This window comes from Bifidobacterium sp. ESL0820 (genome assembly GCF_052606235.1).
In genome coordinates, this window is the sequence record NZ_CP199594.1 from 1250010 (window position 1) to 1264670 (window position 14661).

Genomic DNA, 14661 nt, shown 5'->3' on the forward strand with positions numbered 1-14661 from the left:
TAGCCTGACAGCCCGCGGCCGCGGCGGGAGGTCTTCGACGATCCCGTGCCATTTCTTCCGGCGGTTTCAGTCCTGCTGGTAGTCGGCAATCTGGTTCCCTCCCATCTCATCGATCAGCGCATCCAAGGGTCCGCCTTGACCAATCAGCTTGCGCGGATCGCCCTGGGCCACAATTCGTCCATGCTCCAGCATGATCACCCAGTCCATGTTGGCCAGCCAGTGCAGCCGGTGGGTGGCCAGGACAACCAGGTGCCCGTCCATGATGGGCAGCAGGGTCTGCTTCAGGTCGTATTCGGTCTCGATGTCCAGGTGGGCTGTGGGCTCGTCAAAGAACAGAATCTCGCGTGAGGGGTCAAGGATCCCCCTGGCCAGGGCAATTCGCTGGGCCTGGCCGCCGCTGATGCCTCGGTTGCCCTCTCCAATCCGCGTATCCAGACCGTCAGACAATGTTTGCAGCCAGTCGGTCAATCCGGCTCGGTCGGCTGCACGGGCCACGGCGGCATCGTCTGCATCCTGCTTGTAGAAGCGGATGTTGTCGGCCACTGTGCCGTGGAAGATGAAGGGGTTCTGCGGAATATAGCTGATGTGCCGCTGCCAGGCAGCCACGTTGCAATGCTCCAGCTGATGACCATCCAGGTCGATGGCGCCTGCCTTGGGCTGGTCAAAGCCGGCCAGCAGATCCATCAACGTGGACTTGCCGGCTCCAGAACGACCGACAATGGCCACCTTGGAAAAACCATTCAGGTTGAAGTCCAGGCCGCTCAGTGCCAGAGGCTGTTCCTGCGAATCCACAGCTGCCTCGTCTCCAGTTCCCTGCGATGCAGTGGAACCGACCTCAGCCGAGGCCGCTTCCCCATTACCGTCATGAACCTTGGAAGACTTGCGCTTGCTGCCCTTCTTGCCGGACTTTTGGCTCTCGGACTTGGCCATGGCATCCATCTGCGCACCGGCTGAAGCGTTGCTCTCTACCGGCTTGGGGCCAGGATAGGCGAAGTCTATTCTTTCCAGGCGCAGGTGGCTGTCCTCCTTCCACCCGGACCAGTCCAGTTCCTCCAAGCGCTTGGGCTCTGGTTGCGCCAGCATATCCGCAATATCGTCCAAGGCGTTCTTGCCGTTCAGCGTGGCGTGGAAGTCGTCTCCGAACTGGCGGATGGGCATGAAGTATTCAGGGGCCAGAATCAGGGCCAGGAGGGCTGGAAAGAGCTCCACCTTGGCATTGATCAGATTGTTGCCCAGGAAGACGGCCATGATGGCGATGGCCAAGGTGGCAAAGAAGTCCAGAGCAAATGTGGAGGTCATGGCCACCCTGATAACGCTCATGGTCCTCTTGCGGAAGCGGTCCGAGACCGAATAGATCTCGTCCTCGTACTCCTTGTCAATGCCCAGCATCTTCAGGGTCGGCAGGCCCAGGACCGTATCCATGAACCTGGTGTTGAGCTTGCGGAACTGAGCGTACTGCCGACTGGAACGATCCCTGGCTGCCAGGCCCAGGATGACCATGAAGAAGATAAGCAGGGGCAACATGAGCAGGAGGATGAGCCCGGAACCTGCATCCTGGGTCCAGACCACAACCAAGACAATCAATGGGATGAAAATGAGATCCATCATCTTTGGCAGGACCGTCAGCACGTAGGTGCGCACCTGGTCAAGCCCATCCACCAGCATGGTGACGGCCGAGCCCGTGCCACGCCGGGCCAGAGCCGACGGCCCCAGCGAGAAGACCTTGTCCTGAATACGGGGCCGAAGTTCGGCTACGATGGCGTCGGCACGGTCAGTGGCAAAACGATCCTTGGCCACATCGCAGAGCTGTCGACAGGTGTAGGCGGCCAGAAAGATCAGTACCGGCACTACCAGCACCTTGAGGTTCTGAAGGTGCCAAATACGTACCAGAGCCAGGGTCAACCCATAGGCCTGAACCACCACGCCTATTCCCTGGACCAGGGACAGTGCGGCCAGCAGACCCAATGTGGACCGGACTCCGTCGAAACGGAAGAGATTTTTGTCAATCAATGCATTATCCTCCGGATGCGCTCCGGTCCTGCCAGCACTGCCCCCCTGCCTCCTTTAACTTTCAGACGGTCTCAGCCACAGTGGCCGAAGGGGCCACAGGAGAGGCCAGATGGGCACCATCGGTGTCCAGCCGCTTGCGCTGGATGAAGTAGCTCCAGATGAAGTAGGCCAGCATGATGGGCAGGAAGATGCAAAGCACCACAGTCATGATCTTCATGGTCAGCGGCGAAGCCGAAGCATCCTGAATCAGCAGGTTGTGAGCCGGATCATCAGCGATCATCACCCGCGGGAAGAGCCCGTTGAAGATAAAGGCGATGATGGCCATCAGGGTGATGCCCGAGCAGGTGAAAGCGTAGCCGCCATGCTTCTTGAAAACGGCAACGTGACCTCCAATAACCGAGGCCAGGATAATTACGGTGATCAGCCAGGTGGACAGGGGACGCGCCTTGTAGAAGTCGGTGTTGAAGATGGCCAGGAGCACGAAGACGACCAGAGCCGGATAGGCGATCCAGTAAGCCTTCTCGCTGACGTTGAGCATCCGACGGGAATCCATGACCCCCATCTTCAGGCTCAGGAAGTGCAGGCCATGAACGAAGCTGAAGAAGACGACAGCGATGCCGCCGACCACAGACAGCCAGTTGAACACGTCGAAGAACCCGGGCCACGCATCGCCGTTCTTATCCATGGGGATGCCCTGGATCAGGCTGGTCAGCATCATGCCCAGGAAGAATGGCGCAAAGAGCGAGCCGATGAAGTTGGCCCACTGCCAGACACCACGCTCACGGCTGGTCAGCGCGTGGGAGGCGAACTCGAAAGAGACGCCGCGCAGGATCAGGGAGACCAGCACCAGGAAGAGCAGGAGGTAATACCCGGAGAAGAGGGAGGCGTACCAGAGTGGGAAAGCAGCAAACATAGCGCCGCCGGCGGTGATCAGCCAGACCTCGTTGCCATCCCAGTGGGGACCAATAGCCCTCATGAAGGTGGCGCGCTCATCACCATCGCGGGCCACGAACCTGGTAGCCATGCCAACGCCAAAGTCGAATCCTTCAAGCAGAAGGAATCCTGCAAAAAGCAGGCCGATGACAAAGAACCACAAACCTTGTAGAAAACTCATGCTAATGCCACTCTCCTCTCGCTCCTGCCGATCCGCGCACGGGCACGGGGGCCTCCAACATTCTGGCGGAGGCCACAGTCGGCCACGGTCTTCGCCAGAATGAGGAGGAGCAGGAGGTAGTCAATGATGTCGATGGACGCAGGGCCGATGGCCATCGTCGCCCAGAACGATCCAATCCGAGGCTGGGACGGGACGAACATGCGCCGCTTCCACATGACCTGAATCATGTTCGTCCTCCTCTCCCTCGTCGTCTAGCCCTTTGCGTCCCTTGAGACGCTGGTTCAGTTGCTCTCCAACATGGTACGCACGTCAGCCAATTCCAGGACCGACCGCTCGTTCACGATCCACTTCAGGACCGAGACCACCTTGCCCTTGAGCTTCAGCGTGCCCATACGGTCGATTTCGGCAACCCCATCGTGAGGACCGAGAGAGCACACGGTCCCCAGGCTTCGGAAGGTGAACCGCTGGGGCTCCTGCCCCCGCATTCTGGCGAGGACATTCGCGGCCGCGGTATCAGCCTGGGCCATCGAAATCTGTGCAGTGGTTGGATAGAGCCGACCCGATTGGGGGTCGGGAACGGCGCTGACATCACCCACCAGGAATTCCTCTGGATGCTGCTCCACCGACAGGTCATCCCTGACCACTACACGGTTACGCTTCTGATTATACCCGGAATCGGCAATAACGTGGCTACCACGCACACCCGTTGTCCAAATGATTGTATGGGCCTTGAACTCCTGGTCATTGGAGACCACAGCATCCTGCCTGACCTCGGTAATGGGGGTCGAGGTGTGGAAGTTGACTCCCCGCTTGCGCAGGTAATCCACAGCCCAGTCGACCAGGTCCTTGCTGAACATAGGCAGAATCTTGGGCGAAGCCTCTATGCAGTCCACCTTGACCTGATCCATGGGGAAGCCCAGGCGCTTTGAGAGCTGAGGCAGACGGTAGACCAACTCGCCCAGGTACTCGATGCTGGTGAAGCCAGCGCCGCAGACCACGATGCTCAGATCCAGCGGATCATGGCTGGTCTGGTAGCGGGCCAGCGTCTGTTCCAGCTTCTTGCGGGCCGCCAGAGCGGTGTCCACGTCAACGAGCGGCCATCCGTACTCTTCGGCACCCTTGATGCCGAAGGTTTCCGACTCGAAGCCCAGGGCGTTGACCAGGTAATCATAGGACAGAGGATCGTGATGCTCCAGGCTGACCTTGCGGTTGTCCTGATCGATGCCAACCACCTTGTCAATAATCAGCTCCACCGAATCAGGCAGGGACTTGCGCAGGTCGAAGACCACGTCCGCCGGCTCCTTGGTTCCCGCCGCCACCTGGTGCAGCTGGGTGGACTCGTAGTGGTACTCGTTCTGATTGACCAGGACTATATGGGCATCGGTCTTTGCATGAGCCAGCTTCTTGACCACGCGAAGACCCGCATAACCAGCTCCCAACACCATGATTGTCGTCATAATCACACACCTTTATCGAAAAAATCGTACAATGATTCATATACCGGGTGATGTAGCCCGATCAGCCGATGATTGGGTTCCTCACTCAAGCTTCTATGCTCAAAGTATCAGATTCCATCATCGGAAACTCTGACATAGCAGTCTGCCGGGCCTCCTCTTTTTGTTTGCTTGCTCACACCGTGGGCAACTCTGGTGGACGCCTCCGACCGCCGCCTTGCAAACCAGAAGCATCCCTAGAATCCATGGTAATGCGTAAATAAGAAGAGCGGAACACCGTGTCGGTATTCCGCTCCTCGGGACTTCATGTCTCTATCGCTGGGGTACCTGGACTCGAACCAAGAATGGATGAACCAGAATCACCTGTGTTGCCAATTACACCATACCCCAATTGGCTGTGCGACAATCGCTTGGACGATTGCCACATGTCGTACCCCCGACCGGATTTGGACCGGTGTTGGCGCCGTGAGAGGGCGTAGTCCTAGACCGCTAGACGACGGGGGCTTCACTTTTCGCCGCGTACGAACCCGGTTCAGCAGGTCAGTAGCACAACAAAAAAGAAATATACCCGCTCAGAGGTTTTGGCGCAAGTTGGTCATCCTTCGGAGTGTTGTGCCCTTGCCCAGGATCTCCAGGGACTCAAACAGGGGCGGTGAGACCCGCCTTCCCGAGACCGCCACCCTGACCGGGCCGAAGGCCAGACGGGGCTTGTAGCCGCCCTCATCCACCAGCGCCTGAGTGAGCAGGTCGTGCAGGTGATCGGTCTTCCAATCCTGGTCTGGCACATCCTGCAGGGCGGCAATGGCCAGGTCCAGAACCTGTCCAGCGGAGTCCTTGAGCTGTTTTCGGGCATCCGGCTCGGGTTCCAGGTACTCCTCCTGGCTGAGCAGACTGCCTACCATGCCGGAGACCTCGCCCAGCAGACGCACTCGAGGCTGGACCAAGGGGGCGGCCGCGGTCAGAATTCGCTGTTCACGATCGCTCAGATCCTGCCAGCGCTCGGCACTCACCAGCCCGTCGCGCTTGAGATAAGGCAGGGACCGGTCCAGGAAGTCCTGCGGCTCCAGCATGCGGATGTGCTCGGCGTTGATGGCCACGGCCTTATCGATGTCGAAGTGGGCCGGATTGGCCTTGACGTCGCGGATGTCGAAGTGCTCAACCATCTCCTCCATGGAGAAGACATCCCGGTCGGGGCCGATGGACCAGCCCAGTAGAGCCAGATAGTTGAGCAGGCCCTCTGGAATGAAGCCGTGTTCCCGGTGCAGGAAGAGGTTGGACTCGGGGTCGCGCTTGGACAGCTTCTTCTTGCCCTGACCCATGACGTAGGGCAGGTGTCCGAACAGGGGCATGGCCCGAGCGATGCCTAGCTTCATCAAATAGCGGTAGAGGACGATCTGCCGGGGGGTGGAGCTGAGCAGATCCTCGCCGCGCAGAACCACGTTGATGCGCATCAGGGCATCATCCACTGGGTTGGTCAGCGTGTAAAGGGGATCGCCGTTGGGGCGCACAATCACATAGTCGGGCACGGACCCGGCCTTGAACTCGATGTGTCCGCGAATCAGGTCGTCAAAGGCAATGTCCTCGTCAGGCATGCGGACGCGCAGGGCTGGTCGCCGGCCCTGATCGCGGAAGGCCTGACGCTGCTCCTCGCTCAGATCGCGGTCGTAGCCGTCGTAGCCGAAAGCGGCAGGACGGCCGGCGGCCAGGTTGCGCTCCTTGATCTCCTCGGCGGTGGAGTAGGACTCGTAGGCGTAGCCGGCATCCAGCAACTGCCGGGCTACATCGCGGTATATGTCGCCACGCTCGGACTGCCGGTAGGGGCCATCCGGTCCGCCAACCTCCACACCCTCGTCCCAGTCCAGACCCAGCCACTTGAGGGCCTCCAGAATCTGCTGGTAGCTCTCCTCGCTGTCGCGCTGGGCATCGGTGTCCTCGATGCGGAAGACGAAGGTGCCATGCGAGTGCCTGGCCTGGGCCCAGTTGAAGAGGGCCGTGCGGACCATGCCCACATGCGGAGTGCCGGTCGGCGAAGGGCAGAAACGGACCCTCAGATCCTTAGGCAGGTCGGGTTTAGCGTCGTGATCATGCTCATCAGTCATGACACCCATTGTGCCCCGGCAAGGCGACGTAGACCAATTCAGAGCAGGAGCCGGTATCAGCCCCGCTGCTGCTCCTGCTGACGGTCCTTGCTGTAGGTCTCGGGAATGAACCTGGTCTGGTCGTGCAGCTTGGGCCAGATGACCACCTGGCCCTGCTCCAAGGACCGTGGCACGTCGATGATCCGCTGGTTGTCCGAGCCTCGGAACTGGAGCAGGCTGTTTTTCCGATTCTCCAAGTAGCGTCCATCCACCAGCACGTCAAGGTAGGAGATCAGCTGGGCCTTGTCCGGGGTCTCCCCCGGCCGGTTCAGCTCCTCCCAGGTGTAGCCGGTCCAGCACCAGATATCCTTCTCGTGGCCGAACTCGCGCCGAATCCGCTCCGAAAGGCCCAGCAGCATGGGGGTGTTGAGCAGGGGCTCCCCGCCCAGGTAGGTGATGCCCTGCACATAGGACAGCGACAGGTCCTTGATGATGCGGTCTTCAAGCTGCTGGGTATAGGGGTGCCCGGCGCCGAAGTCCCATATGGAGGCGTTGTAGCACCCCTGGCAGCGGAAGGGGCATCCGCTGACGTAGAGGGAGCAGCGGATCCCCTCGCCGTCGGTCATGACCAGACGCTTGTAGTCCGCCACGATTCCCCGACTGAGCCTGCGACCGTCCCACTGGCCGGCCTTGGGATTGTTGGTCAGTGCAGAGGGAACCCCCGGACCGCGCCCCTGCTCATTAGCTGCGAAGTCACGGTGGCCGCCCGTCTTTCTCATGACTGCCTGTTTGTCCGTCATCTGGTCCTCCTCATGACAATGGCGGGCCGCAAACTACCTGGCCCGCCATCAACTGCGTCTTGTCAGAGCTTATTCGTCAGAGCTTATTCGGCCTTGTCGTCGAACCACTCCTTGGTGGATCCATCCTTGAGGACCACGTGGCCGGTCTCGCCCTCCATGTGCTTGACGCGGTGGGCGATCTCCTCGTGCCTGCCGTGGACCATGGGCCGCTGGACGGGGTTGCCCAGGTAGCCGCAAGTGCGCTTGGTCACGTTGCACTTGTCAGGGTCGTCATTGCCGCACTCGGGGCACTTGAAGCCCTCCTCGGTGGGCTCGAAGTCACCCTCGTAGCCGCAGACGAAGCAGTGATCGATGGGCGTGTTGGTGCCCAAGTAGCCGATGCCGATGTCGTAGGCGTAATCCCAGACCGCTTCCAGGGCCTTGGGGTTCTGCTGCATGGAGGGGAATTCGCAGTAGTTGATGAACCCGCCCGAGGCCAGGTAAGGAAAGTCCCGCTCGTAGCTGAGCTTCTCCATGGGCGTGGGCCGCAGCCAGACCGGGTAGTGGAAGCTGTTGGTGTAGAAGTCGTGGTCGGTCACGCCGTCGACTACGCCGAACTTCTCCTTGTCCATCCGGGCGAAGCGGTCGGTCAGCGACTCGGCCGGGGTGGAGTAGACCGAGTAGTGGTATCCCTCAGCCTTCTCCCACTGCTTGCAGAGCTGATTCATCCGGCGCACGATGCTCAGGGCGAATTCCTTGCCCTCCGGATCCCAGGAGTGGTCTTTCATCCAGTCCTTGCCATAGAAGACGCTGGTGGCCTCATAGAGACCGATGTAACCCAAGGAAACAGTGGCACGGCTGTTGCGGAAGAGGGTGTCCACGCTGTCGGTCGGCTTCAGCCTGCCGAAGGCGCCGTATTGGTAGAGGGTCGGGGCGTTGATGGGCGTGGCCTGCTTGCAGCGCATGATGCGGAACTGCAGAGCGTGATGGGCCACCTCCATGCGCTGGTCGAAGATCTTCCAGAAACGATCCTTGTCGCCGCGGGATTCCAGGGCGATACGCGGGATGTTGACGGTGACGACGCCCAGGTTCATGCGACCGTCCTCTTCGTCCTCCCCGGTCTCCGGGTTGGTCCAGGCCTGGAGGAAGGAGCGGCAGCCCATGGGGGCCTTGAAAGAACCGGTGATCTTGATCAGGTTCTCATAGAAGACCACATCGGGGTACATGCGCTTGGTGGAGCACTCCAGGGCCAGCTGCTTCATGTCGTAGTTGGGATCACCCTCGTCGGCGTTCAGCCCATGCTTGATGGTGAAGACCAGCTTGGGGAAGATGGCCGTGTGGCGGTCCTTGCCAAGACCACGGATGCGAATCAGGAAGATGGCGCGCTGAATCTCGCGGGCGAACCACGAGGTGCCCAGGCCGAAGCCCACGGTAACAAAGGGGGTCTGGCCATTGCTGACACGGTTGGAGTTGATCTGGTACTCCATGGTCTGCATGGCATCATAGATGTTCTTGCGGGTCAGGATCTTGGCATAGACCTGGCGCAGCCGAACAATCTGCGGAGCGTCCAGATCGAAGGGGGCGTCCTCGCCGATGGGAGCACGATCGTCCAAGTGGAGCCAGTCAGCCTCCCGGGCCTTGAGGCCGCGGACGACATCCTTGGCCACATCGATGGGCTCCTCGTCCGGCAGGACGGCCTCAGCCATGGAATAGTTCTTCTTGTAGTCCAGACGAGCGTACTTGTCCAGCATCTCGTCGCAGCGGTTGACGGTCTGGCCGCCGTACTGGGAGCCTGCGATGTCCTTGATGATCTGGGTGATCTGCGTGGCGGCCGTGCCGATGGACTTGGGCGAGTCCATCATGGCGTTGCCCAGCTCGAAGCCGTGGGCCAGCATGTCGCCGAAGTCAGGCAGGGAGCAGTTGGTCTCGGCCGTAAAGGGCGAGTAGTCCGCGTCGTGGAAGTGGATGTCGCCCTTCATATGGGCGTTGGAGACATCCTTGGGCAGCATGGCGAAAGCCGAGGCCTTGGAGACCGCGCCAGCCAGCAGGTCGCGCTGAGTGGCGTAGACGTTGGCGTCCTTGTTGGCGTTCTCGCGCACCAAGGTCTCGTCCTTGCTGGTCAGACGGTGAACAGCCTCGTTGACATCAGTGGCCTTGGCCCGCTGAATGTCACGGTCGAGACGGTAGGAGGTATAGGAGCGAGCGATCTCGTAAAGATGGGCATTGACCAGGGCATGCTCGACCAGGGTCTGGATGTCCTCGATCTTGACCGGGTTGGTGTAGCGATCGGTGATCTCGGACTGGACGGTCAGGGCCATGCCCCGGATCTGCTGGCTATCCTCAGGGCTGACCTCGTGCTTGACATCCTTGAAGGCGGCTTCGATGGCATTCATGATGTTGACGGGATCAAAATCGACGATCCGGCCGTCGCGCTTCTCGACCAGAATGCCATCGACAGCATCGCGATCCGAAATGCCACGCTCCTTCACGCTATCGGTCATGACCTCAGTATCCATCGTCACTCCTCATACGACTCATACGGTTACTCATGTGCAGTTGCTTTGGCGTTCCCAAATTCCAGACCGGGAACGGCGAATCACATGGATGTCATTCTTTGCTGACAGAACTCACTCTATCACGCCGAGACCACCATATGTAGTGTCTGAGAATGATTCGTTGCCCACATTTAGTAATTTATCTGTTTTGTGAACTGTGTCACAAATAGCAGGGTCTGGACAAGGGCGGCAAATAGCCGAAAGGCCATTGGAGGTCATCAACAGAGACGACACAGCCGCCCGACACGCACGTATTTTGTCCAGCCCCGACTCCTGCATCAACCAGGAAGAGGCCTAGGCCAGCAGACCCCTGGGCACGAAAAGGGTTTGGGTGCGCAGACGGCGATCCACGCCCATGCCCTCCGGAGCCTGCCGCCCCGGCTCGATCATGGATAGGAGCATATCAACGCCCTGACGGCCCATGCGATCCACCTGCTGGGAGATGACCGACACCTGGGGGCTGATCAGTTGAAAGACCTCCAGGTCGTCGAAGGAGACCATGGGCACGCGCGAGCGCAGATCGCCGTCCCACTCCATGGCGACGGCCTTGATGGCATCAGCCGAGTATCCGAAGATGACAGCGTCAACCCCTTGGCCAAGCAGGCCGCGCATGGTCGCAGCCGCCCGGGGACGATCCTCAAACCCCTGACGGACCACCAATCCTGTCAGCCCCTGACGGACATCTACGCAGTCCAGAAAAGCCTGCTCACGCTCGCGAAAAGTATAGGAGCGGCTCTCCGGGCCCGGGACAAAGGCCACTCGTCTGCATCCCCTGGCTGCCAGAGCGTCCATGGCCGCCTCCAAGCCGGGCACAGGATCGGAATCCACCAAAGGGACACCGGGCAGGGTCCGGTCGGGACGATCCACGAAAACCACAGGGAATTCCCTTGCCAACATGGTGCGCAACATGGGCGAGGTGGGCCCGTCAGGCACGACCAAAACACCGTCCATATGCCGAGACAGAAGGATGCGGTAATAGTCCTCCTGCCTGCTGGCTTGGCAAGAGGACACGCCGATCAGGGGCGCGTAGCCTGCCGAGTAGAGCTGGTCCTGGACGGCGTAGACCAGCTCAGAGAAATAAGGATTGCGGATATCGGGAACCAGCAGGCCAACGGCATGCGAGCGCGAGGAACGCATGGAGCGGGCCCGGCTGTCGGGGATGTAGCCCAGCTCCATGGCCGCCCTGCGGATCCTGTCCTTGGTGGGCGGCGAAATGCGCCCCTTGTCGTTGAGCGCCTGGGAGACCGTGGACACGGACATGCCCGCCTGCTTGGCCACATCACTGATGGTCACCGACATGGGAACCCTCCGTCGACCCCTACCGAGATCGGTTGTCTTGTTCCGGACGAGACCGACAGCGGCCGGCCCGCACGGACCTCTCGTGAGTTTCCAGTATAGAGGCATACGATGCAACCTTTCATCACGGCGAGGCAGGACCGGCAGGCTTGGACTAGAGTGGTCTTGTTCGCGCGGCTGGTGGCAGCAGCCGTGGCACACATCGCAGAATTCCATCGGTCAAGACCGTACCGGATCGTCGCGCGGGCTCCTCACCTTCCCGTAGCGGCCCCGATGCGGATAGGCACCAGGAGTGCCGGAGAGGCAAGGTGACAGTGATGAGCATGTCGAGGAACAGTGGCTTCAGGAGAGTTCCCGGCCACAACCTGATCGTGCGGGCGCTCGCCCTGACAGCTGCGCTCTGCATGGCAGCCACGAGCGCAGCCTGCGGGGCCAAGGGGGCAGACGACAAGGCCGATGACGGCTCCAAACTGTCCTTCATGCTGGATTGGACGCCCAACACCAATCATGTGGGCATCTATGTCGCCCGGCATCTGGGCTACTTCGACAAGGCCGGCCTGAAGCTGACCATCCTGCCCACGGCCCAGGCAGGAGCCGAGACCTCCGTTCAGAACGGGGTCGCCGATGTAGGCTTCTCCAAGCTGAGCAACCTGGCCACCTTCAACTCCCAGGGAGCCGACCTTCGACAGGTCTTCAACATAGGCCAGCATTCCGTGGCGCGCTGGTGCTCGCTGGCCTCGCGCACCGACATCCAGACCCCCAAGGACTTCGACGGCAAGACCTTCGTCAGCTTCGGATCGGCCGAACAGACGGCCGTGGTCAAGCAGATGATCCGCTATGCAGGCGGCAAGGGCGACTTCAAGCGGGTGACCAGCGGCACCAACACCTTCGCCACCCTGACCAGCGGCAAGGGCGACTTCGCAGGTTTCTACGCCAATTGGGAGGGGGTGGAGAGCGAGCTCAAGGGCCCGGCCCTGCACTGCTTCACCCAGGCCGACTGGGGAGTGCCCGGCAACCCCGACCAGCTGGGCTTCGTGGCCAAGAATTCCTGGCTGCAGCAGGCCGGCCACCGTCGCGCCCTGACGGCATTCGTCAAGGCCTGTCTGAAGGGATACGACTACGCCCTGAGCCATCCCGACCAGGCGGCGGACATCCTGGTCCAGGAGACCAAGGGGTCGGCCATCGACCCGACCCTGGCCAAGCGCTCCATGGAGAGCATCGTCAAGGAGGGGTACTGGGTTGACAGTCCAAATCAAAAGAGCATCAGCGGACTGATCAATGTCAAGGATGCCCAGGACTATCTGGACTTTCAGTTCAAGGCAGGCACTTACCGGGACGCTAAGAAGGGCGATCCCAACAAGGCTCCTCAGGCCACGGACCTGTGGACCGATCGCTACGTTCGGGAGGCAGCCGGTCGATGAAGGTACGCAAGCAGAGCAGAACCCGGGCGTTGCCTCCGACCCTCACCCTGCTGGCGCTCTTGATCATCTGGGAGCTGGCAGCCCGCCTGGGCGGAGTCAGCGAACAGGCCCTGCCGGCACCCAGTCGAATCCTGGTTGCCACAGTGCAGTCCCGAGAGGATCTGCTGCCCGCCACCGCCATCACCGCCCTTGAGGGTCTGCTGGGCTTCCTCCTGGCCTCGGTCCTGGGGATAGTGATCGGTCTGGCACTCTACAGCTGGCGCACCCTGCATGATGCCCTCTACCCTCTGATCGCCGGCGCTCAGATGATCCCGCTGATCACCATCGCCCCCCTGTTCGTGATCTGGTTCGGATTCGAGCCACTGGGCAAGGTAGTCATCGTGGCCGTCTTCGCCCTCTTCCCCATCGTGGTCCAGACCTACCGGGGCCTCAAGTCCGTGCCCCGCTTCTATCAGGACGTGGCCCTGAACTGCGGGGCGACTCGGACCTGGACCCTCTGGCACGTCAAGCTTCGGGTGGCCGCAGGACAGATCTTCGGCGGCCTGCGCATCAGCGCCGCCTATGTCTTCGCCACAGCGGCCACCTCAGAGTATCTGGGCGCCAGAAACGGCCTGGGCATATGGCTGCAGTCGGCCTTCAATTCCTTCAGAACACCGCTGATCTTTTCAGCCACCTTGGTCATCATCCTGCTGACCGCCCTCCTGCTGGCCCTGATCACCCTGATCGAGCGCCTCCTGCTGGGCGATGCAGGCGATGATCACATGGTCAATCCAGACGACGAGTGAAGAGTCCCCCCATCCCCTGCACTATTCATGGCTATCAAGCGGAAGAACCGGCCTGCCATAATAGGAACATACGGAAAAGTCAGATTCAGGAATATCAATAGAAGATGAGAGGGACGACATCCATGAGCCATCCAGATGATACGAACGACGGGAACCAGACCCCCAATGACCAAGGTTCGGCCAACGGCTGGCCCCAGAATGACCACGCAGACGGAACCGGCTCAGGGCCCGCAGCCTACCTGAATCAGCCTCAGCCAGGACAATCCGGCCATGCGCCGGCAGCTTCGGATCAGAGCGACGTGTACCATCCGATCAGCGAAGCCCAAAGACCTGCCGACGATTACCGCCGGGAACAGCCGTACCAAGGGCAGCCATACGGTCAACAGCCGCAGGGTCAACAGCCAGGCTACAACCAGCAACAGCCCTATGGTCAGCAGTACTACGGGCAGCAGCAGGCACCCTATGGTCAAGGCCCGAATCCCGGCCAAGCCAATGGTCAGCCCAATGGCGCAACCCCTCCGACTGGCTATGCGCCGGGCAACCCTTATCAATCGCCCGCGGGTTGGCCGCAGGCAAGCTACCAGCCCGGCCCCCAGGTCCCGCAGTATCCGGCCTACCCCTATGCGGATGCCGGATTCAACGGCGAGCCGCCACTGAACGCACCCTGGTACGGCATTGACTTCGTAAACGCTTGCAAGCGTTTCTTCGTCAAATATTCCGTCTTCTCCGGGAGGGCCTCCCGCGGGGAATTCTGGTGGGTTGTTCTGATGATCTTTTTCATCGACCTTGCGATCTCGATCATCACCTCAGGATCCATCTTTTTGGGACGGATTCTGTCCCTCCTGGTCACCCTTGGACTTTTCATACCCAATCTGGCTGTAGGCATACGGCGGCTTCACGACACCAACATGTCCGGCTACTGGATACTCCTGCCCTTTGCAAGCGAGCTGGTGGGCGCCATCCCTCTGGTCTTCGCCATCGTGGCTATTATTGACGGGCATCCGGGATCCTCGCTCTCCCTGCTTGGCTTGGGCGCATTGATCATGATCGCCGGAACCGTCGCCGGGATCATTCTGCTGGCCCGACCCAGCGATCCACGAGGAGCCCGTTTCGATCGCTGAGTCCAGCCAGCCCTTCGCCTTGGACGATAGCAGGGCGAAGGGCAGAAG

10 protein-coding genes and 2 tRNA genes are annotated in these 14661 nt (G+C 60.6%); 3 read left to right on the forward strand and 9 right to left on the reverse strand.

Features of this window, described 5'->3' with window-relative positions:
• Positions 1-66: 66 nt before the first annotated feature.
• The 9 genes from ACUIAH_RS05020 to ACUIAH_RS05060 all read right to left on the reverse strand — a co-directional run bounded on the left by ACUIAH_RS05020 (position 67) and on the right by ACUIAH_RS05060 (position 11289).
• Entirely contained in the window at positions 67-2010 is a 1944-nt protein-coding gene (locus ACUIAH_RS05020) for an ABC transporter ATP-binding protein/permease (RefSeq protein WP_445340541.1), read from the reverse strand.
• A gap of 61 nt (positions 2011-2071) precedes the next feature.
• Complete coding sequence (gene cydB, locus ACUIAH_RS05025; RefSeq protein ID WP_306221705.1) at positions 2072-3124, reverse strand: cytochrome d ubiquinol oxidase subunit II; 1053 nt, start codon at positions 3122-3124, stop codon at positions 2072-2074.
• A 281-nt stretch (positions 3125-3405) separates the two neighbouring features.
• Positions 3406-4581 carry an NAD(P)/FAD-dependent oxidoreductase gene (locus ACUIAH_RS05030; RefSeq protein WP_198189636.1) on the reverse strand — a complete coding sequence of 392 codons (1176 nt, stop codon included), beginning with the start codon at positions 4579-4581 and terminating at the stop codon, positions 3406-3408.
• Positions 4582-4896: 315 nt separating this feature from the next.
• Positions 4897-4968, reverse strand: a tRNA-Gln gene (locus tag ACUIAH_RS05035).
• Between the two features lie 41 nt (positions 4969-5009).
• Positions 5010-5082 (reverse strand) — tRNA-Glu (locus tag ACUIAH_RS05040).
• Positions 5083-5150: 68 nt separating this feature from the next.
• Positions 5151-6677 carry a glutamate--tRNA ligase gene (gene gltX, locus ACUIAH_RS05045; RefSeq protein WP_445340542.1) on the reverse strand — a complete coding sequence of 509 codons (1527 nt, stop codon included), beginning with the start codon at positions 6675-6677 and terminating at the stop codon, positions 5151-5153.
• A gap of 56 nt (positions 6678-6733) precedes the next feature.
• Positions 6734-7456, reverse strand: coding sequence for an anaerobic ribonucleoside-triphosphate reductase activating protein (gene nrdG / locus ACUIAH_RS05050; RefSeq protein ID WP_445340543.1), 723 nt, complete (start codon positions 7454-7456; stop codon positions 6734-6736).
• A gap of 83 nt (positions 7457-7539) precedes the next feature.
• Positions 7540-9936, reverse strand: a complete 2397-nt coding sequence (gene nrdD, locus ACUIAH_RS05055) for an anaerobic ribonucleoside-triphosphate reductase (protein ID WP_313837265.1) — start codon at positions 9934-9936, stop codon at positions 7540-7542.
• A gap of 348 nt (positions 9937-10284) precedes the next feature.
• Complete coding sequence (locus ACUIAH_RS05060; RefSeq protein WP_445340544.1) at positions 10285-11289, reverse strand: LacI family DNA-binding transcriptional regulator; 1005 nt, start codon at positions 11287-11289, stop codon at positions 10285-10287.
• A gap of 320 nt (positions 11290-11609) precedes the next feature.
• On the opposite strand from ACUIAH_RS05060, the gene ACUIAH_RS05065 reads away from it, so the two are divergent.
• The 3 genes from ACUIAH_RS05065 to ACUIAH_RS05075 all read left to right on the forward strand — a co-directional run bounded on the left by ACUIAH_RS05065 (position 11610) and on the right by ACUIAH_RS05075 (position 14613).
• A complete protein-coding gene (locus ACUIAH_RS05065; protein WP_313837141.1) occupies positions 11610-12707 on the forward strand; it encodes an ABC transporter substrate-binding protein in 1098 nt (365 codons plus the stop codon).
• The gene (locus ACUIAH_RS05070) at positions 12704-13492 is read left to right on the forward strand and encodes an ABC transporter permease (RefSeq protein WP_045923917.1); all 789 of its coding nucleotides are present in this window, start codon (positions 12704-12706) and stop codon (positions 13490-13492) included. The genes ACUIAH_RS05065 and ACUIAH_RS05070 overlap by 4 nt, the downstream gene beginning before the upstream one ends.
• Positions 13493-13614: 122 nt before the next feature.
• Positions 13615-14613 (forward strand): DUF805 domain-containing protein, encoded by a 999-nt coding sequence (locus ACUIAH_RS05075; RefSeq protein ID WP_445340545.1) that lies wholly within the window; start codon positions 13615-13617, stop codon positions 14611-14613.
• The last annotated feature ends 48 nt before the right edge of the window (positions 14614-14661 follow it).

Bases quoted from the DNA above. Each gene is read 5' to 3' on its own strand.
- cydB (WP_306221705.1), bottom strand. From the start codon at position 3,124: ATGAGTTTTCTACAAGGTTTGTGGTTCTTTGTCATCGGCCTGCTTTTT.
- nrdG (WP_445340543.1), bottom strand. From the start codon at position 7,456: ATGACGGACAAACAGGCAGTCATGAGAAAGACGGGCGGCCACCGTGAC.
- ACUIAH_RS05065 (WP_313837141.1), top strand. From the start codon at position 11,610: ATGTCGAGGAACAGTGGCTTCAGGAGAGTTCCCGGCCACAACCTGATC.
- ACUIAH_RS05030 (WP_198189636.1), bottom strand. From the start codon at position 4,581: ATGACGACAATCATGGTGTTGGGAGCTGGTTATGCGGGTCTTCGCGTG.
- gltX (WP_445340542.1), bottom strand. From the start codon at position 6,677: ATGACTGATGAGCATGATCACGACGCTAAACCCGACCTGCCTAAGGAT.
- ACUIAH_RS05060 (WP_445340544.1), bottom strand. From the start codon at position 11,289: ATGTCGGTGACCATCAGTGATGTGGCCAAGCAGGCGGGCATGTCCGTG.
- ACUIAH_RS05070 (WP_045923917.1), top strand. From the start codon at position 12,704: ATGAAGGTACGCAAGCAGAGCAGAACCCGGGCGTTGCCTCCGACCCTC.
- nrdD (WP_313837265.1), bottom strand. From the start codon at position 9,936: ATGACCGATAGCGTGAAGGAGCGTGGCATTTCGGATCGCGATGCTGTC.
- ACUIAH_RS05075 (WP_445340545.1), top strand. From the start codon at position 13,615: ATGAGCCATCCAGATGATACGAACGACGGGAACCAGACCCCCAATGAC.